This window comes from Ottowia thiooxydans DSM 14619 (genome assembly GCF_000422885.1).
In the GTDB taxonomy this organism is placed as follows: domain Bacteria; phylum Pseudomonadota; class Gammaproteobacteria; order Burkholderiales; family Burkholderiaceae_C; genus Ottowia; species Ottowia thiooxydans.
Window position 1 is genome coordinate 222,902 of record NZ_AUGX01000009.1, and the last position, 20,490, is coordinate 243,391.

Consider the following 20,490-nt stretch of genomic DNA (forward strand, 5'->3'; position numbering starts at 1 on the left):
GGACACGCCATCGCGCTCTAACGCGATGGCACCTACGTGGAAGGTTCGCGTAGCCTTCTATAATCCCCACATTCCGAGGAGCGTTGCAGCGCCTGCATTTACTGCCAGGCGTGAGGCTCGGACACCTTTCTTTGCAACGACGCTCATCCACTGATGCAAGTGCGGTGAGCTTTTTTATTTCCCGCTTGCTTTAGTGGTTCAACACAAGTTGTTTTGGAGCCATCATGAACGCACGCCTGAAAAAAACCGCTGTCGTAGACAGCGCTATCGCAGATATCCAATTGGCCGGTTGGGGCCGCAAGGAAATCAGTATCGCCGAAACGGAGATGCCTGGTCTGATGGCCATCCGCGAGGAATTTGCTAAATCCAAGCCGTTGAAAGGCGCTCGCATCACGGGCAGCCTTCACATGACGATTCAGACTGCGGTGCTGATCGAAACGTTGCAAGCACTGGGCGCGCAAGTGCGCTGGGCTTCTTGCAATATTTTCAGCACACAGGATCACGCCGCTGCGGCCATTGCGGCCAGCGGCACGCCGGTGTTCGCCATCAAGGGCGAAACGCTGACGGATTACTGGGATTACACACACCGTATCTTCGAATTTGGCCCCAAAGGCTCCAAAGGCGAAGGCCCGAACATGATTTTGGATGACGGTGGCGATGCCACGATGCTGATGCACCTGGGCAAGCAGGCCGAAACAGATCCCAAGGTTCTCAGCAACCCCACCAGCGAAGAAGAAAAGATTGTCTTCGCGGCGATCAAGGCCAAGCTCAAGGAAGACCCTACCTGGTACAGCCGCAAGAGCGCAGAGATCATGGGCGTGACGGAAGAAACCACCACCGGGGTGCATCGCCTGAATGAGATGTCGGCCAAGGGTACGCTGATGTTCCGTGCCATCAACGTGAACGATTCAGTTACCAAATCCAAGTTCGACAACCTCTATGGCTGCCGCGAATCGCTGGTAGATGGCATCAAACGCGCTACCGACGTGATGGTGGCAGGCAAGGTGGCCGTGGTGTGCGGCTACGGCGACGTGGGTAAGGGCTCTGCCCAGGCACTGCGCGCGCTTTCCGCCCAGGTGTGGGTCACGGAAATCGACCCCATCTGCGCATTGCAGGCCGCCATGGAAGGTTACCGTGTGGTCACCATGGAAGACGCCGCGCCGCTGGCTGACATCTTCGTGACCGCCACAGGCAACAAGGATGTCATCACCTACAAGCACATGAAGGCCATGAAAGACCAGGCCATCGTCTGCAATATTGGCCATTTCGACAACGAGATCGATGTGGCTGGTCTTGAAGAGAAGTGCAAGTGGGAAGAGATCAAGCCGCAGGTTGATCACGTTATCTTCAAGGATGGCAAGCGCATCATCTTGCTGGCCAAGGGCCGTCTGGTGAACCTGGGTTGTGGCACTGGCCACCCGAGCTACGTGATGTCTTCTTCCTTCGCCAACCAGACCATCGCGCAGATCGAGTTGTTTGCTCACTCAGACCGCTATAACGTGGGCCAGGTCTATGTGCTTCCCAAGCACCTCGATGAGAAGGTGGCACGCCTGCAATTGGCCAAGCTCAATGCCAAGCTGAGCGAGCTCTCCAGCGAGCAGGCGCGCTACATTGGGGTGGCCAAGACCGGCCCTTACAAGCCGGACACCTACCGCTACTAAGGCAGATGCGGGCCGATCAACTGCTCGTTGAACGCGGCCTGGCCGCCAGCCGCAGTCAAGCGCAGCGCTTGATCGCGGCAGGCGGACGCTGGCACGCACCCAGCGGTTGGCGGACCCTTGTCAAAAGCGATGATCTGCCGGCCGATGCAGACATAGAGTTGTTTGACGTCGCAGAGGCGCGCTACGTCTCGCGAGGTGGCTTGAAGCTTGAAGGCGCGCTACGCGCGGCTGCGCTTGATGTCACTGGCTGGCATTGCCTCGATGTGGGGCAATCCACAGGCGGTTTTACCGACTGCTTGCTGAAGCAAGGTGCCGCGCAGGTGGTGGGTGTGGACGTGGGCCATAGCCAATTGCATCCGCGTTTGCGAGCCGATGCGCGTGTACGTTGCCTGGAAGGTCTGAATGCGCGTGAGTTGAGCGCAGCCGGGCTGCGGGCCGCTGGCGTGGAGACACCTGGCTTTGATCTCGTCACTGGCGATCTGTCTTTCATTTCGCTTTCGCTGGTTCTACCCGCGCTAGCGCCACTGCTGGCCCCGAATGGGGCCTTGTTGATGCTGGTAAAGCCGCAGTTCGAACTGCAACCAGGGCAACTGGGCAAAGGGGGCATCGTGCGCGATGCGGCACTTTACCCAGTCGTAGAACAACGCTTACGCCAGGCCTGCGCTGATGCAGGGCTGAGCGTCGCAGGCTGGTTCGATAGCGCCATTGCTGGCGGCGACGGCAACCGCGAATTTTTCATTCATGCCACTTAGTGTGGTATTCAACACTGGTCGCATCATGAGCTTTCCCCTGAGCCTGGAGTTTTTTCCACCCAAGACGCCTGAGGGCGCCCAGAAGCTGCGCGCGACAAGGCAGCAGCTGTATGCGCTCAAGCCTGAATTCTGCTCCGTGACCTTTGGTGCCGGTGGCTCCACACAAGAGGGCACCTTGGACACCGTGCGAGAAGTTCTCTTGGAAGGTGTTTCGGGCGTTCCACACCTGTCCTGCATCGGTCAGACCCGTGAATCTATCCGCGAACGGCTAGCGAGCTACCGCGCCGCTGGTGTGCAGCGCGTCGTGGCCCTGCGGGGTGATTTGCCTAGCGGCTACGGCATGGGTGGCGAATTCCGCTATGCCAGCGAGTTGGTGGAGTTCATTCGCAGCGAGACGGGCGACGCTTTTCACATTTCTGTGGCGGCCTATCCAGAGGTGCATCCTCAAGCCAGGTCTCCTCAGGCTGATTTGGACGCCTTCCAGGCGAAGGTATCTGCAGGCGCAGACACCGGCATCACTCAGTATTTCTTCAATGCGGATGCTTACTTTCGCTACAGGGAAGAGTTGCGCAAGCACGGCATGAATATTCCGATCATTCCAGGGATCATGCCCATCAGCAATTCGACCCAGCTGCTGCGATTCTCTGATGCCTGTGGCGCAGAAGTGCCGCGCTGGATCCGCCTGCGCTTGCAGTCCTATGGCGACGACGTTGCCTCCATCAAGGACTTTGGCGCCGACGTAGTCGCTCATCTCTGCCAACGCTTACGAGATGGCGGCGCGCCCGCGCTGCATATCTACACATTGAATCAAACTGCAGCGGTCTTGGAGCTGATGAAGCGGGTGGGATGAATTCCGGAGAAGGTATGAGCGAATCCTTCTTATCGACTTAGCCGTCAAAACGCAGCCGTCCGTGCGAAATGTAACAACCCGACATTTCCTCACAGGCTGAAAGTCGCTAGAATCCGCCCAATGCTACGGGACACCTCTCCCGGCGTGCCTCAATGCGCGTCGGCTCCGGGAAGTGCTCACCGTTCACCAGTAGGCCGATATTTGTTGATTGGCGCTTTTTTTCTGGTGACTGGGCCACTTTCGGCCCAGACGGTGCGCTCGGACGCTTCCTCCTCCTCTTCGCTGTCTTGCTCTTCGGCCAAGGCCGTTCATGACATGCGTTGCTCTAATTACTCTGGTTTCAAGGGTCGGTTGAGCCTGCGCGCCGAAACGCGAAGTACTTCAGCTGCTCCGGAAGAGGCGCTCGTCGGCTCGGCTGTGCGGCTCGGACGAGATTTGCAAAGCGGAATTGCTTCTTGGTACGGGCCGGGCTTTCATGGCCGCAAGACCGCCAACGGCGAGCGCTTTGACATGGGTGAGATGACAGCAGCCCATAAAACCCTGCCGTTTGGCACCCGTGTATTGGTGCATAACCCGCGCAACGGCAAGCAGGTAGTTGTACGCATCAATGACCGCGGACCTTACGCGCGTGGGCGCGTGATTGATCTCAGCGGAGCGGCCGCTTCAGCATTGGGTATCAAGGCGCGTGGCCATGATGCGGTGGTGTTGAAAGAAGTGCAGGAAACAGGAAATGGCGACTTGGTCGCCAGCTCGACTGCCTCCGCATCTAGCGACTAATTGGAGCAATTCCCCTCACCCGTGAGATAGGGTGGGGTGAGGGTATGGCGGCTTGTCGCGAATAGCTGAACTCGGATCCGCGAGCTAATCGCCACACCCGCTCACCGCTCGTCGTAACTCACGATCAGCTTGTCAGTGGTCGGGCGTGCCTGGCAGCTCAGCACGAAGCCTTGCGCCATCTCGTCTTGCTCCAGCGTGAAATTCTTGTCCATGCTGACGCTGCCTTCAATGACCTTGGCGCGGCAAGTACAGCACACGCCGGCCTTGCAGGAGTAGGGCAGATCCAGGCCAGCGGAAAGGGCTACGTCGAGCACGTGCTGATCGCTGCGCATCGAAAGCTCATGCGATTTGCCATCGATCATCACGGTGAGCTGAACTTGCCCCGCAGGTGCTTGCGGGTCTGATTGCGCGATGGCTGCGCGGCGGGCCTCAGCGCTCATGGCTTCCAGGCGAGGCGAGGTAAAGCGTTCGGTACGAATGCGCTCTGCTGGCACGCCGGCATCTTTCAGCGCAGTCTCCGTGACTTCAATCATCTCCTCGGGGCCGCAGATGAACACTTCGTCCATGCTGGCCGCAGGCAGTAGCGTACTAAGGAGTTGCTGCACCTTCGCCGCATCAATACGACCTTCCAGCAAAGGCACTTCCTGAGCTTGGCGCGAGAGAATGTGGATCAGCGTCAGCCGGTTTTTGTATTTGTCTTTGAGATCTTGCAAGGCCTCGTTGAACATCACGCTGGCCATGCGCCGGTTGCCATAGACCAAGGTGAACTTGGCCGTGGGGTGTTCTTCCATCGTGCTGGCAATGATGGAAAGAATGGGCGTGATCCCTGAGCCTGCGGCAAAGCCCACGCGATGCAGTGCACGTGGGTGCCTGGATACGAAGCGGCCATCTGGTGGCATCACGGAAAGCGTGTCTCCAGCTTTGAGTTCGGCTGCGGCCCAGTTGGAGAAAATGCCGCCTTCCATGGGGCGGATGCCCACCTCCAGCTCACTCGCGGCGGTGTAGTGGCCGCGTGTGGAGCAGATGGAATAGTTGCGCCGGATGTCTTCGCCATTCAGGTTCTTGCGCAGGGTAAGAAACTGGCCGGGCTCGAACTGGAAGCTCTCTTGTAGCTCTGGCGGTACGGCGAAAGTAATGGCAACGGCACCGGCCGCTTCAGGGCTGACGCGGGCAACGGTGAGATCGTGAAATCGCGGGGTGGACATTTCTAGATTCTCTTGAAGTGATCAAACGGCTCCATGCAATCGAGGCAGCGGTAAAGCGCCTTGCACGCGGTGGAGCCGAAGTGAGAAATTTCGGTGGTATTTGCGGAGCCGCACTGCGGGCATGAAACCGCGTGAGCCTGGGTTTTCGCAGAGATTCTGTTGGAGGAGAACTGAATGACGCTTCCCTGCGTTGCGGTGCTAGCGCAATGCGGCGGTGCGATGCCGTAGGCGCGCAGTTTCTCGCGAGCGACATCGGTCATCCAGTCGGTAGTCCAGGCGGGGGCGAGTTGCGTCACCACGCGCCCGGTCACACCTTCGCGTTCCAGCGCAGCAGCCACATCATCAGCGATTTGCTCCATGGCCGGGCAGCCGCTGTAGGTTGGGGTGATGACCGCCTCAATGGTGCCATCGAGGCCTCGCCGCACGTCCCGCAGGATCCCCATCTCGCGAAGCGTGACTACGGGGATCTCTGGATCGGTCAGCGCGTCCAAAGCTTCCCAGATGCGGTCGAACTCGGCCTGCTGCATGCCAGCGATTGGGGCGTGTGCAGCAGGCAGATGTTCAACGCTGGCCAATGGGCTCACCAGATGGCTCCGGGGTGGGCGCGGGCCAGGCTTTGCATTTCCGCGAGCAGATAGCCCAGGTGTTCGGAATGAATGCCCTGCTTGCCCTGCGTGACGTAACCTTTGACGGGTGCGGGGCGTTTCAACGTGCCTTCTTCCAAGGCTTCGTTCACGATCTCATCCCACTCACAACGCAGACCGGCCACGTCAACCCCAGCACCGCTGGCGTCCACGTCTCGTTCCACGGCGTGAGGCACCCAGAATTCATCTGTGTAAGGCAGGAGGTGGTCCACGGCGGCTTGGGCACGTCTGTGAGACTCATCGCTGCCATCGCCGAGCCGAATGACCCAGTCGCGTGAATGACGCAGGTGATAGCGCGCTTCTTTGAGGCTTTTAGCAGCAATGGCTGCGAGTTGCGAGTCGGTCGATTGCTCAAGGCGCTCCCACACCAACACCATCAAGGTGCTGTAGAGGAAGTTCCTGACGATCGTGGTCGCCCAGTCGCGCTCGGCCGCAGCCGAGGGTAGCAAAGCGGGGCTGTGCGGGAGTTCCAGCAGCGTGTAGTTGCGGAAATCGGGCACGTCGCGGAAGTACGCCAAGGAGTCTTCCGTGGCGCCGTTCCCTTGCAAGGCTGCAGCGTGTTGGTAGAGCATGCGTGCCTGGCCGATGAGATCGAGGCTGTTGTTGGCCATCGACAGGTCTTCTTCCAGGATCGGAGCGTGACCGCACCATTCAGCATTACGCTGACCGAGCACCAAGGCGTTGTCGGCCAAGTGCAGGAGGTAAGCCGCTGGAGCAGCCTGATTGAGCGTTGAGCTTTGAGCGTTGAGCGTATTCATGGTCTTGTCTGGTGTTGCGCTCCGCGTTGAACGCGAAGCGCCGAACGCCTTTACCTCACATGTGTCCCACTTCTTCCGGAATTTCGTAGAAGGTGGGGTGGCGGTAAATCTTGTCGCTGGCTGGCTCAAAGAACTCGGGCTTATCTTCCGGCTCGCTGGCGGAAATCAGGTGCGATGGAATGACCCAGATCGATACGCCTTCCTGCCGGCGCGTATACACATCGCGGGCCATCTGCAGGGCGTGTTGCGAATCGCTGGCGTGCAGGCTGCCGCAATGTTTGTGCTCAAGGCCTTGCTTGCTGCGTACGAAAACTTCCCACAAGGGCCAGTCGCGCAGGGCTTTGGCGCCCGCAGGCTTGGAGGAGGGAGTTGATTTGTCGTTCATGCTGCTTCTTTCATCGCGCGCTGTTTTTGTTTTTCCGCATGCACCAGGGCGGCTTCACGGACCCAGGCGCCGTCTTCATGGGCTTTGACCCGCGTGGCCAGGCGTTCCTTGTTGCAGGGGCCGTGACCATTCACTGTTTGCCAAAACTCATCCCAGTCGATGGCGCCGTAGTCGTGCTGGCCTCGTGCCTCGTTCCACTTCAGATCCGGGTCAGGCAGGGTTACGCCCAGCACCTTGGCTTGCGGCACAGTGGCGTCAACGAATTTCTGGCGCAGGTCATCGTTGCTGATGCGCTTGATACCCCAGCGCCGGCCTTGTTCGCTGTTGGGGCTGTCCGCATCAGGAGGGCCAAACATGGCCAGGCATTTCCACCAGGTGCGGTTCACGGCGTCTTGCACCATGTCGCGCTGCGCCTGCGAGCCTTTCATCATCACCAGCAAGGCTTCATAGCCTTGGCGCTGGTGAAATGACTCTTCCTTGCAAACGCGCACCATGGCTCTTGCGTATGGCCCATAGGAGCATCGGCAAAGGGGAATCTGGTTCATGATGGCCGCGCCATCGACCAGCCAGCCTATGACACCCACATCAGCCCAATTGAGCGTGGGGTAGTTGAAGATGCTGCTGTACTTGGCTTTGCCTGAATGCAAGCCCTCGAGCATTTGGTCCCGGCCGGTGCCCAAGGTTTCCGCCGCGCTGTAAAGGTACAGGCCGTGACCCGCCTCATCCTGAACTTTGGCGATGAGGATGGTTTTGCGCTTGAGGCTAGGTGCTCGGCTGATCCAATTGCCTTCGGGCAACATGCCGACGATTTCGGAATGAGCATGCTGGCTGATCTGGCGCACGAGCGTCTTGCGATAAGCCTCTGGCATCCAATCGCGCGGCTCGATCCGCCCATCAGCGTTGATTTTTTCGTCAAAAGCGGCTTGCAGGGCAACTTCTGCCTGGCTCAGCGCCTTAGGTACTGGCCTCAGGCCCGCGGCCTTGGCTTCTGCCTCATCAGGCACGGAAAACGATTGGGTATACATGCTGATCTCCTTGGCGCTCAGCGCCTGAGTGGCTTGGGGGCGTCCTCACGCCCTGACTTCCGGAACGTTCGAGTATAAATAATTAGCCGACCGATCGGTCGGCTAATTATTGAGTGATCTTTAGGGGTTTACCCGATGGTCTGCGGAAGAGGGCGCTTTCGATGGTGGCTGCGCCCGCAAGAACGCGCTCGTCCACATGGAGTGCAGAGGGGCCGAGAGGGCGTTTTAGCGCAGAGGAGCCCGCTGAGAGGCTCTTGAAAGCCTGTCTGTGATCTTAGGTGTCTGAGGATTCTCTGGGATTGGCAGATACCCGAAGGCCGAATCCGATCGCTGGAGCGCGCTTCAAATGCTTTGAAGGGCCGCTCTCAGAGCCATGCCTTTCAGGTCCTTGAATTCTTTCCCCGGCTGGGAAAGACTAATATCCCGAAGGCCGAGCGTAGCAATGGCCCGAGTGGGTATCCCACCCCTCTGGCCGCGCTGAGAAGCGCAGGGCGAGGGGCGGGCAAGAGCACTGAAAGATGCTCTTGCTTCGTAATCTAGCTTGCAGCCGCTGTTTGAACGTAGAGAACGAAGTGAACGCAGTGAGTTCGGCTGCACCGCCCCTTGACCGAGCATCGCAAGTTGCCCGGAGCGCAGCGCAGGGACGCGTCCGGCGGGGTCGCCTTTTTTGTGCCTACTATTTTTTGGCGACGCAAAAAATAGTAGGTGCGCCGCCGGGCGCAATTCCCGGCCTCCGACCTCGAAAAAACAGCAGAAGGTGATTAGCTAGCGCCACGAATAAATCAACCGCTGCTTGCCCTCACCCCCGCCCTCTCCCAAAGGGAGAGGGAGTTAAAACCCTCACCCCTTCCCGATGTTCAAGACCGTTGCGCTTCAACCTGCCAGCCCTTCCCGGAGCCCATCCCGAGCGTCTTAAGAAGCTGCGGCAAGGCCGCTTCCAGCACGGGTTTCAGCGAGTGCGGCGGATTGATGACGAACATGCCGCTGCTGGTGAGCCCGCGCCGCTCAGGGCTGCCATGCTCTTCGCTGCCATCCGCTTCAGGGGCGCCCACGCTCAGTGTGGCGTGCAGCCAAGGACGCTCGGCCTGCGTAGCCATGGTCTTCAGTCTACGTGGCAGATCGTGGGCTTCTGGCCGGGCAATGATGGGATACCAGACGAGGTAAACGCCCGTGGGGAAGCGCCTCAGCGCGTCTTGCATGGCCGCTTGCACCTTGGCGTAGTCGGTTTTGATCTCGTAGCTGGGATCCATCAGCACCAGCGCGCGGCGTGACCCACCGAGGGCAGGAGGTGGCGGCAAGAGCGTCTTCAAGCCCTCAAAGCCGTCTTGGACGGTCACCGTAATCTGGCGGCCGGCCTCCAACTGGGCAATATTGGCTTCCAGGGTTTTGGAATCCGTGGGGTGGAGCTCGAAGAGTTTGAGCCGATCGCGCACGCTGGAGCGCTCGGCTTGGTTCATCATGTGATGGATCACGAAGGGCGAGCCCGGGTAAATGCGCCAATCTTTGCCTTCGGTGTTGAAGGCGTCGATCACTTCCAAATAATCAGCCAGGGCGTCGTTAAGTGTGTTGGCGCCTGCGGGTTGCCGAAGTCCGGCCAGACGCAATATGCCGCCTGCCGCTTCCCCTGAAGTTTGCGCATAGTCGCCATCCAGCCGATAAAGGCCAGCGCCGGCGTGGGTGTCTACCATGGTGAGCGGCGTGGGCTTTTGCATCAAATGACGCAAGGTCGCGATGAGCGTAAGGTGCTTGAGGACGTCGGCATGGCTGCCGGCGTGAAAGGCGTGGCGATAACTAAACATGGGCTGATGGTAAGGGTAAATAGGTCTTGAGGGCGGCTAAGGAGTCTCTGCAAAACCCCTCACGGCGCCGGATCGCTGCCCTCGGGCGGTCTGCGGCGTTGACTTTTTTGCCAATAGCGCGAGCTATTGACTGCAAAATTCGCCTTGCAGCCCATCCCGCGGCCAGTGCCCGGCATCCACGATGGGTTTTGCAGAGGCTCCTTAAGCCCTGCGGTCAAGCTTTTAGCAACTGCTCGGCCAGCATGTCCGCTAAGTTGTGCCCAAAACCAAATTAGCCATATAATGCCGGGTTCTGCAGCGAAACTGGCTCCGCGGCAGACGCTCTAAGGGTGCTTGTGTTTGATATGCACGTGCCTTAGGGGCGAACCCCACCTAAGAGACTCTCTAAAGAGGAGTGCCGACCGTGGAAAAGAGCCTAATTAAATCCTTCACAGGAAAAAACTCATGAATACGTTCAGCGCAAAAGCAGCTGACGTGGTGCACGAGTGGTTTGTGATTGACGCCACCGATAAGGTGCTCGGTCGGGTTGCCAGCGAAGTGGCCCTCCGTCTACGCGGCAAACACAAAGCCATCTACACGCCTCACGTCGATACAGGTGACTTCATTGTCATCGTCAACGCTTCCAAGATCCGGGTAACCGGAGCCAAAGAGCTCGACAAGATTTATTACCGCCACACCGGTTATCCGGGCGGTATCCGCGAAACCAATTTCCGCGACATGCAAGCCAAGCACCCTGGCCGCGCGCTGGAAAAGGCCGTCAAGGGCATGCTGCCTAAAGGTCCTCTGGGCTACGCCATGATCAAGAAACTGAAGGTCTATGGTGGCGCTGAGCATCCGCACAGCGCACAGCAACCGAAAGTGCTCGAAATCGCGGCTCTTTCCAAGGGAGTGGCTAAATGATTGGTGATTGGAACAACGGCACCGGCCGACGCAAATCCAGCGTGGCCCGCGTGTTCATCAAAAAAGGCAGCGGCAAGATCACTGTCAATGGCAAGGATGTTGGCGAGTTTTTCGGCCGTCAGACTTCCATCATGATCTGCAAACAGCCCCTGGTGCTGACTGACCATGTCGAAACTTTCGACGTGCTGGTCAATGTCCATGGCGGGGGTGAATCCGGCCAAGCCGGCGCCGTTCGTCACGGCATCACCCGTGCTCTGATCGACTATGACGAAACCCTCAAGCCGGCTCTGAGCCAGGCTGGTTTCGTGACACGCGATGCGCGTGAAGTCGAACGTAAAAAGGTTGGTTTGCACTCCGCTCGCCGCCGCAAGCAGTTCAGCAAGCGTTAATTCGTTTGTTTCATGGGGTCCAAGTCAGCTTGGGCTCCCTTGGAGCTTGCTTCAAACCGCGCCTCTCTTCGTGAGATGCGCGGTTTTTGCTTTGTGGCGTGGTACAAAGAGTGTTTTGTACGTCTGCCAGGAGTGCGACAGCGACTCCCAGGTGGGCGTCTAGGCGTTCAGGAGTTCCAGTTCATGTTAGGCATCAAAAAGCAGGCATCCACGCGCAGCACGATTGGCGCCGGCATGCGCGTCATAGGCGATTGCACGTTCCAGGATGGCCTGCAGATCGATGGTGAGGTGATTGGCAACGTGACCGCCGATCCCGGGCCTTCGAACACGCTGGTGATCACCGAAACCGGCCGTGTGCAAGGCGCCGTAACCGCCGATCATGTGGTGATCTCTGGCAGCGTCACCGGCCCCGTTTACGCCCGCGAATTGCTGGAACTGCAATCCAAGGCGCGTGTGCAAGGTGATGTGAAATACAAAACACTGGAAATGCAGCAGGGTGCGGTCATTGCCGGCCAGTTGCAACCGCAGGTGACTCCGCCGCTCCTGCCGGTTGAGCGCGAGGAGCCCGTGGCGCAAGCCTTGGAGCCCGCCGCATCAGCCGGATCCTCAGGGCCGACGGAGCCCACATTCGATCTCGAGCGGCAATAAGCTTGGGCAATACCCCTGCCAAGCAAAAAACCCACTGATTTGATATACTATTCCAAGCAAAATCATAGGAGTAGCGACATGAGCGCTCTAGCCCAGGATATCCAGACCCCCACGCAGATGCCCGATCCCATCGTCTTCACCGACAGCGCAGCTGCCAAGGTGGCTGATTTGATTGCGGAAGAAGGCAACCCTGATCTGAAATTACGCGTCTTCGTCCAAGGCGGCGGATGCTCAGGTTTTCAGTACGGTTTCACATTTGATGAAATCGCGAACGAAGACGACACCACCATGACCAAGCACGGTGTGTCCCTCTTGATCGATGCCATGAGCTACCAGTATTTGCTGGGCGCTGAAATCGACTACAAGGAAGACCTTCAAGGCGCGCAGTTCGTCATCAAAAATCCGAATGCCACGACCACCTGTGGCTGCGGTTCTTCCTTCTCAACAGCTGAGAGCTGAGAAGTAACGACCTCACCCAAGCAAAAAGCCCGCTGTTTTTCAGCGGGCTTTTTGTTTGGGCGGTGTTCGCAGAGGGTCCCTAAAGCCGCTCGGCTCCAGGGAGGCCTCGCCCAACGAACCTATTGCGCGCTTGCGCTGGAGATCTGCCCAGCGGCAGCCAGCTGAAGCTTCATGCCCGCAGCCAACTTGGCGAAAGCAGCCTTGCTACCGGGAGACACAGGCACGTTCTCGCGCTGCTCAGCCAGTATGGATGGGTCTTGCGGCTCGTTGTTGATTCGGTATTCAAAATGCAGGTGGGGGCCGGTGGCAATACCGGTCATGCCCACCGCGCCTATGGTTTCGCCTTGCATCACGTTATCGCCCGTTTTAACGGAGATGCGAGACAAGTGCGCGTACACGGTGGCGCTTTTGTTGCGGTGCTTCACGTAGATCACGTTACCGTAACCGTTTTGAACGCCTGCAAACTCAACCACGCCGTCACCGATGGTGCGCACGGCTGTGCCAGTGGGCGCTGCGTAATCTACGCCCTTGTGCTCACGCTGATAGCCCAGCACAGGGTGGTTGCGCATGCCGAAGCCGCTGCTCATACGTGAGAACTCGAGCGGTGCAAGAAGGTAGGCCTTGCGCAGGCTTTGGCCATCAAAAGCGTAATAGCCGCCCTTGGCACCGGGTTCTTGAAACCACATGGCCTGAAGGGTTTTACCGCGATTGGCGAATTCGGCACTCAAGATCCGGCCGGCGCGCATGGGCTCGCCGTCAGCTTGAAGCGTTTCATAGACGATGGAGAAACGATCACCTTTGCGCAGGCCCCGGTGAAAATCGACATCGCTGTCGAACATTTCAGTGAGCTGCTTGGTCACGCTGTCAGGGACGCGGGCCTCATCGGTAGCAGCGAACAAGGTGGATTCAATGATCCCGCTTGCCAAGCGCTGGGAGGCCACCAGGGGCGCTGTTTCCACACGTGCGGTAAAACCAGTAGCGGTTTTTTCCACGACCAGTCGTTTGAACTGCTCGTCTGTGCTTTTTTCCAGCCATTGGGTGCGTAGCGAGAGCAGGGCTTGCTCTGCACTGGCTTCTACCGTGACGGTACGGCCGGCGCGACCAAATAGTACCTGGCGCGAGGTTTCATCGCGGCGGAGGAAGGCTGCCGCCGCTGGATCGGCCACACCCATGCGTTTAAGCAGGCTTTCAGGCGTTTCCGGGGCTCGGGTGACTTCGGTTCTGTAGAGCTTGAAGGCGTACTCTTCAAGCGCATCGATCTGAGCCAACAAGGAAGATGGCTCTACTGCTTCTGAAACGAGACGAACTGGTTCGGTGGGCGCCGTAGGGGCCAACGAGGCCACGGCGAATGCACCACCACCGCCGCCGAGCAGGAACGCCGCAATCACTGCGGTGATGCGTTTCGGGTGGCGATGGATCAAATCGGCGAGCGCTAGGCCCGTGGAGATCAGCTTTTGCTTCACTAGTGTCCTGAAATCTTGGGGGTTTTGGACACGGCAATGAGGAAAATTACCGCTTTCTGTCAATCTTGCGAGAGGCGGGACCCTAGAATCACGGGTCCCCAAGTCGGCGGAGTATACCGGCGTAGGCTTGGACCTACAAGCCAAAACACCTTATGAACTCAGATCCTGTTACAAATCACCCCGTTTCCGATCGGGTTCGCGAGGCCATGGCGGTCAGTTTGCGGGGCGTCGAGGAGTTGCTTCCCCAGGAAGATTGGCTAAAAAAGCTGGCTCGATCCGAAGCCACTGGCAAGCCACTTCGTATCAAGCTGGGGCTCGATCCTACGGCGCCTGACATTCACATTGGCCACACGGTGGTGCTGAACAAGATGCGCCAGCTCCAGGATTTGGGGCACACGGTGATTTTCCTGATTGGCGATTTCACCACCTTGATCGGCGATCCGTCCGGGCGCAACTCTACCCGTCCGCCACTGACAGCTGAGCAGATCAAGCAGAACGCTGAAACTTACAAAACCCAGGCTTTCAAGGTGCTGGACCCAGCCCGGACCGAGCTGCGCTACAACAGCGAATGGAGCGACGCGCTTGGAGCGCGGGGAATGATCGAGCTGGCGGCCAAGTACACAGTGGCTCGGATGATGGAGCGCAATGACTTTCATGACCGCTTCAAGGCCGGCACGCCCATCAGCGTGCACGAATTTCTGTATCCGCTGATGCAGGGCTATGACTCGGTGGCGCTTCGCAGCGACATCGAACTGGGTGGCACGGACCAGAAATTCAATTTGTTGATGGGCCGCCACCTGCAGGTCGAATACGGGCAGGAGCCGCAGTGCATCCTGACCATGCCGCTGCTCGAAGGCCTTGATGGCGTCGAGAAGATGTCGAAATCGAAGAACAACTACATCGGCATCACGGAAGAAGCCAACACCATGTTCGCCAAGGTGCTTTCGATATCAGACGAGCTGATGTGGCGCTGGTACACCTTGCTATCGTTCAAATCGATGGCGGATATTGATGCGCTCCGGCAGGAAATTGCCCAGGGGCGCAATCCAAAAGATGCCAAGGTGATGCTTGCCAAGGAAATCACTGCTCGTTTTCATTCCGCCGCGGCGGCTGAAGCTGCGGAGCAGGATTTCATCAATCGCAGCAAGGGCGGCGTGCCTGATGACATTCCACTGGTGTCGCTCAGTGGCGCACCTCTGGGTATTGGGGCGGTGCTCAAATCTGCGGGATTGGCACCATCCACCAGCGAGGCCGGGCGCCTCATTGATGGCGGCGGCGTGCGCGTGGATTCGAGTGTGATCAGCGACAAAGGCCTGAAGCTTCAGGTTGGTACCTATGTCGTCCAGGTCGGCAAGCGAAAATTCGCCAAGGTGGAGCTGACGGCCTAGGAGTTTGTCGGGCTTGGAGCGCCGATAGCGAAAATACACCGCTGCGGCCCATTTTGCCGCCGGCGATTTCCAGGTCCGAGAGTCTCCTTGGGCCTTAGAGCCTGTTCAACGTCTCCTCGCGGTCCTATTGCGCTCGAAAAACAGCGTCTGCGGCGTTAAAAATACTCGCGATACCACGAGGTATCCCTGCGTTTTTCGTCGCATGGGCGCACCCCTTGCATCCACAGTCTTTCGAACACAATAGCCCTCGCGCAGAGACTTTGAACAGGCTCTTAGATGTCAAAAAACCGTTCGTGAACGGTTCCTTGAGCTCAAATCTTGTTTAGCCGCCTGGTTCTTCGGACTTGCGTGGACGCAGGGCAGCGCATTCCGCGGTGGCGTCCCATTTGCCTCTGCAATGCTGCCAGCCGCAAGCGTCACGTTTGAATGGGTTCGCTCCTGCCTCCCGCAGGCACTGGCCAAGCGGTGTACCGGAGGCTCCTTTGTTGGCCATGAAATCTCCCCCACTGGCCGGGCAATCGCCTTGCCCCCAGCGACCTTCACAGTGCTTGCGCATGCATCGGTCGCGCGCAAGCGGGTTCATGCCTGAGTGGTCCATGCAGCTTTTCAGGCTGGCATTGGGATCAGCGTTGGGATTGGCACTAGAGCGATAGGCCTGATTCGAAGACGGCGGGGGCGCTGTAGCGGCGCTGGAGCGCGCAGGCGCGGCTTTGGGGGGTGGAGCCTGGTTTTTCTCCGCACGGTGTTTGCGCGCGGCTTCAGCGGCTTGCGATGAGTTGGTTTGTGCCTGCGCCAGAGGCGCCAACAGCATGGTTTGCACCAAAGCAAACGCCGTAAGCGCCCGCACCATCATGCTTAAGATCTTCATGCAATACTCCTCTTTTAGTCGTGCAAGTGTGTGCACTTCTCTCGGTATTGATCCACTGCCTCGGGCAACCTCGGCCGGACGTACCTTGCCAGGCGCTTGGCAAGGGCACACCCTCAAAGATAGACCAAATGCAAGCATTGATCCAGCGAGTTTCGCAAGCACATGTGACTGTGGACGACAGGGAAACTGGCCGAATCGGTGCGGGTCTGCTGGTGCTGCTGTGTGCTGAGCGTGGAGATGGGACGGTTCAGGCGGATCGATTGCTGGCTAAGTTGCTCAAGCTGCGAATCTTCTCGGATGCTGCCGGGAAAATGAACCTTAGTGTCCGAGACATCGCCGGCGGCCTGCTGATCGTGAGCCAATTTACGCTGGCTGCCGATACGAGCGGAGGAAATCGCCCCAGCTTCACAGCCGCAGCGCCGCCGGATGAGGGACGCAAGCTATACGACTATTTTGTCGCGCAAGCCCGGGCTGAGCACGCGCCAGTGGCCACCGGCGAGTACGGCGCCGATATGCGAGTGCATTTGATCAACGATGGACCGGTGACGATCCCGATGAAGATTTCGTGAGTCGGGCGGATGTTCGCAGCGAACTGACAATTCAGAGCTCTAATCAGTCGGACCATAAGGGTTGGCGAAACCGAGCCCTTCCATGATGCTGGTTTCGAGAGCTTCCATGGCCTCGGCATCCTCGGCACTGGTTTCATGGTCCCAGCCTTGCGCATGGAGTGTGCCGTGTACGAGCAGGTGGGCGTAGTGTTCAGCGAGCGGTTTACCTAGTTCAGCGGCTTCCCGTTCGAGAACCGGCGCGCACAGCACCAGGTCAGCGCTGACTACGGGGGCTTCAGGCGGTCGGGCGTAATCGAAGGTGAGTACGTTCGTGGCGTAGTCCTTGCCTCGATAGGAAAGGTTCAGTGCACGGCCTTCCTCGGTATCGACAATGCGAACAGTGATCTCGGCGGGTGCCTGCAAGGCATGCCGTACCCAACGAATGGCCTTGTGGCGGGGCAGTGCAGCACGATGCAGAGCGACGCCATCAAAGCGGGCCCATTGCAAGGACAAGGCCAGGGGAGGCAAGGACATGGCTAAAAGCTTAAGTGATGGTGGAGTCGAACGCGCGGTGTGGGGTGCCGATCAGAAATCGAACGCCACACTGCTAGTCGCCGGCACGTGTACGGCGGGTCTGGGCGTCGTAAGCGTCAACGATGCGGGCCACCAGAGGGTGGCGGACCACGTCAGCTGAGGTAAAGCGCGTGAACGCCATGCCCTTGACGCGCTTCAAGACGCGTTCTGCATCCACCAGCCCGCTCGTAGCTCCTTTGGGCAGGTCGACCTGGCTGACGTCGCCAGTGATCACACATCGTGCACCGAAGCCGATGCGAGTGAGGAACATCTTCATCTGTTCGGGGGTGGTGTTCTGCGCTTCATCGAGAATGATGAAGGCATTGTTGAGCGTGCGCCCGCGCATGAATGCCAGCGGCGCGATTTCAAGCTGGTTGCGCTCGAAGGCCTTCACCACGCGATCGAACCCCATCAGGTCGTAGAGCGCGTCATACAGAGGCCGGAGATAGGGATCGACCTTTTGCGTGAGATCGCCGGGTAAGAACCCCAGGCGCTCACCTGCTTCCACGGCTGGCCGTGTCAGGACGATGCGTTGCACTGCGCTGCGCTCCAGGGCATCTACGGCGCACGCCACCGCCAGATAGGTTTTTCCGGTACCTGCGGGGCCTATACCGAAGGTGATGTCGTGGCTGGCAATGTTTTCCAGGTAGGCGGTCTGGTTGGGCGTGCGTGCCTTCAGATCAGCGCGGCGCGTTTGCAGGCGCTGCGTGCCATCATCGTTCTCGGACAGAGGCGCACCTTCTCCAGCCAGCATCAGTTGCAAGGTTTCAGCCCGGATAGGTCGATCTGCCAGCTCATAGAGAGCTTGCAAAACTTCAAGTGCCCGCTCGGCGCTCTTTTTGGGACCGTCAATCTTGAATTGCTCGTGGCGGTGGGCAACCGATACCTGCAGGCTTGTCTCAAGCGTACGAATGTGATCGTCCAGCGGCCCACACAGATTGGCCAGGCGGGTGTTGTTGTGGGGGGTAAAGTTGTGGCGGAGGATCACTTAGAACTTGTTTAACGTTTGTGGGGCATTGTCCATCAAGTGATGGAATGCCGCCGGTAGCGTGCTCAAGCGTTTTATCATGTGTGAACTGACTGCCATGTCATCCCTCTTCTACTGAAAGCCTCTGTGATCGGACGCCTTGCCGGCTTGCTGGCCGAAAAAAATCCTCCGCAACTGCTGATCGACTGCCACGGCGTGGGCTACGAGGTGGATGTGCCTATGAGCACGTTTTACCTGTTGCCTGCTGTGGGAGAGAAGATCACGCTGCTCACGCACTTTGTGGTGCGCGAAGATGCACAAATTCTGTACGGCTTCGCGAGTGGGCCCGAACGCGAGGCGTTTCGGCAACTGATCCGTATCAGCGGGGTTGGCCCGCGGACCGCACTGGCGGTGCTTTCCGGCATGAGTGTGGCCGAGTTGGGTCAGGCCGTTACCCTGCAGGAGGCAGGTCGCTTGGTCAAAGTGCCTGGCATCGGCAAGAAAACGGCTGAGCGTCTGCTCTTGGAGTTGAAGGGCAAGCTGGGCGTGGAACTAGGAGCCGCAGCCGCCAACCCGCAGAGCGATGCGGAATCTGACATTCTTCAAGCCTTGCTCGCGTTGGGCTACAACGATCGCGAGGCCGCGGCCAGCATGAAGGCGCTGCCCGCCGGAGTGGGGGTGAGCGAGGGGATTCGGCTGGCTTTGCGTGCCCTGGCCAAATAGCCGCGCCAGCCGCAACCTTGAGAGGCTCACTTTTCCGCAGTTAAACCAATGCTTGGAAGGAATACGCGGTTGTATTTCAGGTCAACCTCCAGTGCCTTGCGGTATTCCGCGGCAGGGGTGTAGTCTGAACTCAGGCTCATTGCGACTACCTTGCTCTTGAACGCAGAGTCCTTGGTGATCTCTTCCAGCGCGTTCTGCAGCTTGGTAACGATGGCGGGTGGGGTCCCCTTTGGCGCGAACATCCCGAAGGTCGTACTGGTGGGAAGCCTCGCGGTTACGCCAGCTTCTTGCGCAGTCGGTACATTGGGTAGAACTTCGTGTCGGCTCTTGTAGAACGCAGCCAAGGGCACCACGCGGTCACCCTGGGCTGGGGCCACAGTCACACCATCGATCACGACATCGATCTGGCCGCCAATCAGGGCGGTGACGCCCTGGCTGGATCCCTTGAATGGAACGTGCAGCATGTCAATACCTGCGGCGTGCTTCAAGGTTTCGCCATTGACGTGCGAAGACGAGCCCACCCCGACCGATCCAAACGTCAGCTTCCCGGGTTCGCGCTTGGCTAGAGCAATCAGCTCCTGCATGTTCTTGACGCCCAATTGTTTGCTCACGGCCAGCACGGGGATGTAGCCCGCAATTCCAGCCACTACGTCAATCGTGTCCAGAGGCTCGGGATCCATCTTGGAGAGCGCCGGCAGTGTGGCGAAGGTGGAGTACGAGCCCATGAGCAGGGTGTAGCCATCGGGTTTGGAGCGGGCCACGAGATTGGTGCCGACCAGCCCGGTTCCACCTGGTTTGTTGTCAATGATGAATGTTCCACCGATCTTGCGAGTGAACTCTGTGGCCAGCAATCTGGCCAAGTTGTCTACGTTTCCGCCCGGCGGGTAAGGAACAACCAGTGTGACCGTGCGTGTGGGCCATTCCTGCGCAAAAGTGGGGGCGACGGAGACTACGGCTGCGCAGAGTGCCAGCGTGGCCTTGAGCCAATGGGTCAGTCCTGCAGCATTCATGAATGTCTCCTTGGAGGATGAAGTGGAGCACAGAAAAGTAGGTTCTACGCTGGGCGCGATCCTCGGCTCCGACTTGACTGTAAGCGCAGAAGGTAATTTATAACCGCAGCGCTCAATCAACCGTTGCTAGTCCTCACGCCGCAGCCGCTCTACCCAAGCGCCCTGATGACGCGCTGATTTTTCATATTGAAGTGAACATATGAGCCTGCGCATATCGTGAGCGTGCGGTTAGCGCGTGCTCTGCCAAAGGCATAAATTTTTCTTTCCCGATTGGGAAAGACTAACTATGCGAAGGCCGAGCGAAGCAATGGCCCGAGCATGGCTCCCACCCCTTGAGGCCGTGCCGAGGAGCGCAGGTCAAGGGGCCGGCCATCCGGGGGCGGGCAAGAGCACTGAAAGATGCTCTTGCTTCAAGAACTAGCTTGCGGCAGTTGTTTGAGGGTAGAGAGCGAAGCGAACGAAGCGAGTTCTGCCGCACCGGCCCTTGACCGAGCACCGGAGGGTGCCCGAAGCGCAGCGCAGGGACACGGACTTGGGGTCGCATTTCTTTGGTTCCTTGCTTTGTGCGAGCAAAGAAAGGGACTGCGCAGCCGGGCGCAATCCCGGCCTCCGACCTAAAGAGAAGAGCAGAAGGTAATTTACAACGGCAGCGCTTAATCAACCGCCGCTTGCCCTCACCCCCGCCCTCTCCCAGAGGG

At 58.7% G+C, this 20,490-nt stretch carries 21 protein-coding genes, 1 pseudogene and 1 riboswitch; of the genes and pseudogenes, 11 read left to right on the forward strand and 11 right to left on the reverse strand.

All coding sequences use genetic code 11. The features are described from left to right. Positions 1-69 precede the first annotated feature (69 nt). Positions 70-152, forward strand: a riboswitch (S-adenosyl-L-homocysteine riboswitch). 72 nt (positions 153-224) lie between these two features. The 4 genes and pseudogenes from ahcY to G518_RS41515 all read left to right on the forward strand — a co-directional run. Then, entirely contained in the window at positions 225-1,661 is a 1,437-nt protein-coding gene (ahcY, locus tag G518_RS0106945) for an adenosylhomocysteinase (protein WP_028601900.1), read from the forward strand. 5 nt (positions 1,662-1,666) lie between these two features. Beyond that, on the forward strand, positions 1,667-2,413 hold the full coding sequence (locus tag G518_RS0106950) for a TlyA family RNA methyltransferase (protein ID WP_028601901.1): 747 nt from the start codon (positions 1,667-1,669) through the stop codon (positions 2,411-2,413). 25 nt (positions 2,414-2,438) lie between these two features. After that, positions 2,439-3,263, forward strand: a complete 825-nt coding sequence (metF, locus tag G518_RS0106955; protein ID WP_156909306.1) for a methylenetetrahydrofolate reductase [NAD(P)H] — start codon at positions 2,439-2,441, stop codon at positions 3,261-3,263. 438 nt (positions 3,264-3,701) lie between these two features. Next, positions 3,702-3,971, forward strand: a pseudogene (locus tag G518_RS41515) (septal ring lytic transglycosylase RlpA family protein); the annotation flags it as partial. A gap of 170 nt (positions 3,972-4,141) precedes the next feature. On the opposite strand, the gene paaE reads toward G518_RS41515, so the two are convergent. The 6 genes from paaE to G518_RS0106990 all read right to left on the reverse strand — a co-directional run bounded on the left by paaE (position 4,142) and on the right by G518_RS0106990 (position 9,856). Next, a complete protein-coding gene (paaE, locus tag G518_RS0106965; RefSeq protein WP_028601903.1) occupies positions 4,142-5,245 on the reverse strand; it encodes a 1,2-phenylacetyl-CoA epoxidase subunit PaaE in 1,104 nt (367 codons plus the stop codon). Positions 5,246-5,247: 2 nt separating this feature from the next. Beyond that, positions 5,248-5,772, reverse strand: a complete 525-nt coding sequence (gene paaD, locus G518_RS0106970) for a 1,2-phenylacetyl-CoA epoxidase subunit PaaD (RefSeq protein WP_028601904.1) — start codon at positions 5,770-5,772, stop codon at positions 5,248-5,250. A gap of 53 nt (positions 5,773-5,825) precedes the next feature. Further along, positions 5,826-6,647 (reverse strand): 1,2-phenylacetyl-CoA epoxidase subunit PaaC, encoded by an 822-nt coding sequence (gene paaC, locus G518_RS0106975; RefSeq protein WP_051236155.1) that lies wholly within the window; start codon positions 6,645-6,647, stop codon positions 5,826-5,828. 55 nt (positions 6,648-6,702) lie between these two features. Further along, positions 6,703-7,032: a 1,2-phenylacetyl-CoA epoxidase subunit PaaB gene (paaB, locus tag G518_RS0106980; protein ID WP_051236157.1), complete on the reverse strand. Its 330-nt coding sequence runs from the start codon at positions 7,030-7,032 to the stop codon at positions 6,703-6,705. After that, on the reverse strand, positions 7,029-8,057 hold the full coding sequence (gene paaA / locus G518_RS0106985) for a 1,2-phenylacetyl-CoA epoxidase subunit PaaA (RefSeq protein ID WP_028601907.1): 1,029 nt from the start codon (positions 8,055-8,057) through the stop codon (positions 7,029-7,031). Before paaA ends, paaB begins: the two co-directional genes overlap by 4 nt. A gap of 857 nt (positions 8,058-8,914) precedes the next feature. Next, positions 8,915-9,856, reverse strand: a complete 942-nt coding sequence (locus G518_RS0106990; protein ID WP_028601908.1) for a 23S rRNA (adenine(2030)-N(6))-methyltransferase RlmJ — start codon at positions 9,854-9,856, stop codon at positions 8,915-8,917. Between the two features lie 444 nt (positions 9,857-10,300). Between G518_RS0106990 and rplM the strand changes: the two genes are divergently transcribed. From rplM to erpA, 4 genes are all read left to right on the forward strand, one after another. Next, on the forward strand, positions 10,301-10,756 hold the full coding sequence (rplM, locus tag G518_RS0106995; protein ID WP_028601909.1) for a 50S ribosomal protein L13: 456 nt from the start codon (positions 10,301-10,303) through the stop codon (positions 10,754-10,756). Further along, the gene (gene rpsI / locus G518_RS0107000) at positions 10,753-11,145 is read left to right on the forward strand and encodes a 30S ribosomal protein S9 (RefSeq protein ID WP_028601910.1); all 393 of its coding nucleotides are present in this window, start codon (positions 10,753-10,755) and stop codon (positions 11,143-11,145) included. Before rplM ends, rpsI begins: the two co-directional genes overlap by 4 nt. A gap of 183 nt (positions 11,146-11,328) precedes the next feature. Further along, complete coding sequence (locus G518_RS34235; RefSeq protein WP_051236159.1) at positions 11,329-11,793, forward strand: bactofilin family protein; 465 nt, start codon at positions 11,329-11,331, stop codon at positions 11,791-11,793. 78 nt (positions 11,794-11,871) lie between these two features. Continuing rightward, the gene (erpA, locus tag G518_RS0107010) at positions 11,872-12,252 is read left to right on the forward strand and encodes an iron-sulfur cluster insertion protein ErpA (RefSeq protein WP_028601911.1); all 381 of its coding nucleotides are present in this window, start codon (positions 11,872-11,874) and stop codon (positions 12,250-12,252) included. Positions 12,253-12,371: 119 nt separating this feature from the next. Here the strand turns inward: erpA and G518_RS0107015 are convergent, their stop codons facing one another. Further along, positions 12,372-13,715, reverse strand: coding sequence for a M23 family metallopeptidase (locus G518_RS0107015; RefSeq protein WP_028601912.1), 1,344 nt, complete (start codon positions 13,713-13,715; stop codon positions 12,372-12,374). 152 nt (positions 13,716-13,867) lie between these two features. Here G518_RS0107015 and tyrS point away from each other — a divergent pair, with 152 nt between their 5' ends. Then, positions 13,868-15,103: a tyrosine--tRNA ligase gene (gene tyrS / locus G518_RS0107020; RefSeq protein ID WP_028601913.1), complete on the forward strand. Its 1,236-nt coding sequence runs from the start codon at positions 13,868-13,870 to the stop codon at positions 15,101-15,103. A 322-nt stretch (positions 15,104-15,425) separates the two neighbouring features. Here the strand turns inward: tyrS and G518_RS0107025 are convergent, their stop codons facing one another. Beyond that, positions 15,426-15,971 (reverse strand): hypothetical protein, encoded by a 546-nt coding sequence (locus G518_RS0107025; RefSeq protein WP_028601914.1) that lies wholly within the window; start codon positions 15,969-15,971, stop codon positions 15,426-15,428. Between the two features lie 128 nt (positions 15,972-16,099). Here G518_RS0107025 and dtd point away from each other — a divergent pair, with 128 nt between their 5' ends. Continuing rightward, positions 16,100-16,540 (forward strand): D-aminoacyl-tRNA deacylase, encoded by a 441-nt coding sequence (dtd, locus tag G518_RS0107030; protein ID WP_028601915.1) that lies wholly within the window; start codon positions 16,100-16,102, stop codon positions 16,538-16,540. A gap of 39 nt (positions 16,541-16,579) precedes the next feature. Here the strand turns inward: dtd and ybeY are convergent, their stop codons facing one another. Together ybeY and G518_RS0107040 are read right to left on the reverse strand one after the other, a co-directional pair. Next, entirely contained in the window at positions 16,580-17,053 is a 474-nt protein-coding gene (ybeY, locus tag G518_RS0107035) for an rRNA maturation RNase YbeY (protein ID WP_028601916.1), read from the reverse strand. A 73-nt stretch (positions 17,054-17,126) separates the two neighbouring features. Beyond that, positions 17,127-18,080, reverse strand: a complete 954-nt coding sequence (locus G518_RS0107040; RefSeq protein WP_028601917.1) for a PhoH family protein — start codon at positions 18,078-18,080, stop codon at positions 17,127-17,129. A 126-nt stretch (positions 18,081-18,206) separates the two neighbouring features. Here G518_RS0107040 and ruvA point away from each other — a divergent pair, with 126 nt between their 5' ends. Next, positions 18,207-18,782, forward strand: a complete 576-nt coding sequence (gene ruvA / locus G518_RS0107045; RefSeq protein WP_028601918.1) for a Holliday junction branch migration protein RuvA — start codon at positions 18,207-18,209, stop codon at positions 18,780-18,782. 26 nt (positions 18,783-18,808) lie between these two features. Here the strand turns inward: ruvA and G518_RS34240 are convergent, their stop codons facing one another. Continuing rightward, on the reverse strand, positions 18,809-19,792 hold the full coding sequence (locus tag G518_RS34240) for a Bug family tripartite tricarboxylate transporter substrate binding protein (protein ID WP_051236161.1): 984 nt from the start codon (positions 19,790-19,792) through the stop codon (positions 18,809-18,811). Positions 19,793-20,490 lie beyond the last annotated feature (698 nt).

Coding starts and splice junctions, on each gene's coding strand:
- dtd (WP_028601915.1), top strand. CDS start 16,100: ATGCAAGCATTGATCCAGCGAGTTTCGCAAGCACATGTGACTGTGGAC.
- paaB (WP_051236157.1), bottom strand. CDS start 7,032: ATGAACGACAAATCAACTCCCTCCTCCAAGCCTGCGGGCGCCAAAGCC.
- paaE (WP_028601903.1), bottom strand. CDS start 5,245: ATGTCCACCCCGCGATTTCACGATCTCACCGTTGCCCGCGTCAGCCCT.
- G518_RS34235 (WP_051236159.1), top strand. CDS start 11,329: ATGTTAGGCATCAAAAAGCAGGCATCCACGCGCAGCACGATTGGCGCC.
- G518_RS0107025 (WP_028601914.1), bottom strand. CDS start 15,971: ATGAAGATCTTAAGCATGATGGTGCGGGCGCTTACGGCGTTTGCTTTG.
- rpsI (WP_028601910.1), top strand. CDS start 10,753: ATGATTGGTGATTGGAACAACGGCACCGGCCGACGCAAATCCAGCGTG.
- ahcY (WP_028601900.1), top strand. CDS start 225: ATGAACGCACGCCTGAAAAAAACCGCTGTCGTAGACAGCGCTATCGCA.
- ybeY (WP_028601916.1), bottom strand. CDS start 17,053: ATGTCCTTGCCTCCCCTGGCCTTGTCCTTGCAATGGGCCCGCTTTGAT.
- rplM (WP_028601909.1), top strand. CDS start 10,301: ATGAATACGTTCAGCGCAAAAGCAGCTGACGTGGTGCACGAGTGGTTT.
- G518_RS34240 (WP_051236161.1), bottom strand. CDS start 19,792: ATGAATGCTGCAGGACTGACCCATTGGCTCAAGGCCACGCTGGCACTC.
- tyrS (WP_028601913.1), top strand. CDS start 13,868: ATGAACTCAGATCCTGTTACAAATCACCCCGTTTCCGATCGGGTTCGC.
- paaC (WP_051236155.1), bottom strand. CDS start 6,647: ATGAATACGCTCAACGCTCAAAGCTCAACGCTCAATCAGGCTGCTCCA.
- G518_RS0106990 (WP_028601908.1), bottom strand. CDS start 9,856: ATGTTTAGTTATCGCCACGCCTTTCACGCCGGCAGCCATGCCGACGTC.
- paaA (WP_028601907.1), bottom strand. CDS start 8,057: ATGTATACCCAATCGTTTTCCGTGCCTGATGAGGCAGAAGCCAAGGCC.
- erpA (WP_028601911.1), top strand. CDS start 11,872: ATGAGCGCTCTAGCCCAGGATATCCAGACCCCCACGCAGATGCCCGAT.
- paaD (WP_028601904.1), bottom strand. CDS start 5,772: ATGCAGCAGGCCGAGTTCGACCGCATCTGGGAAGCTTTGGACGCGCTG.
- G518_RS0106950 (WP_028601901.1), top strand. CDS start 1,667: ATGCGGGCCGATCAACTGCTCGTTGAACGCGGCCTGGCCGCCAGCCGC.
- metF (WP_156909306.1), top strand. CDS start 2,439: ATGAGCTTTCCCCTGAGCCTGGAGTTTTTTCCACCCAAGACGCCTGAG.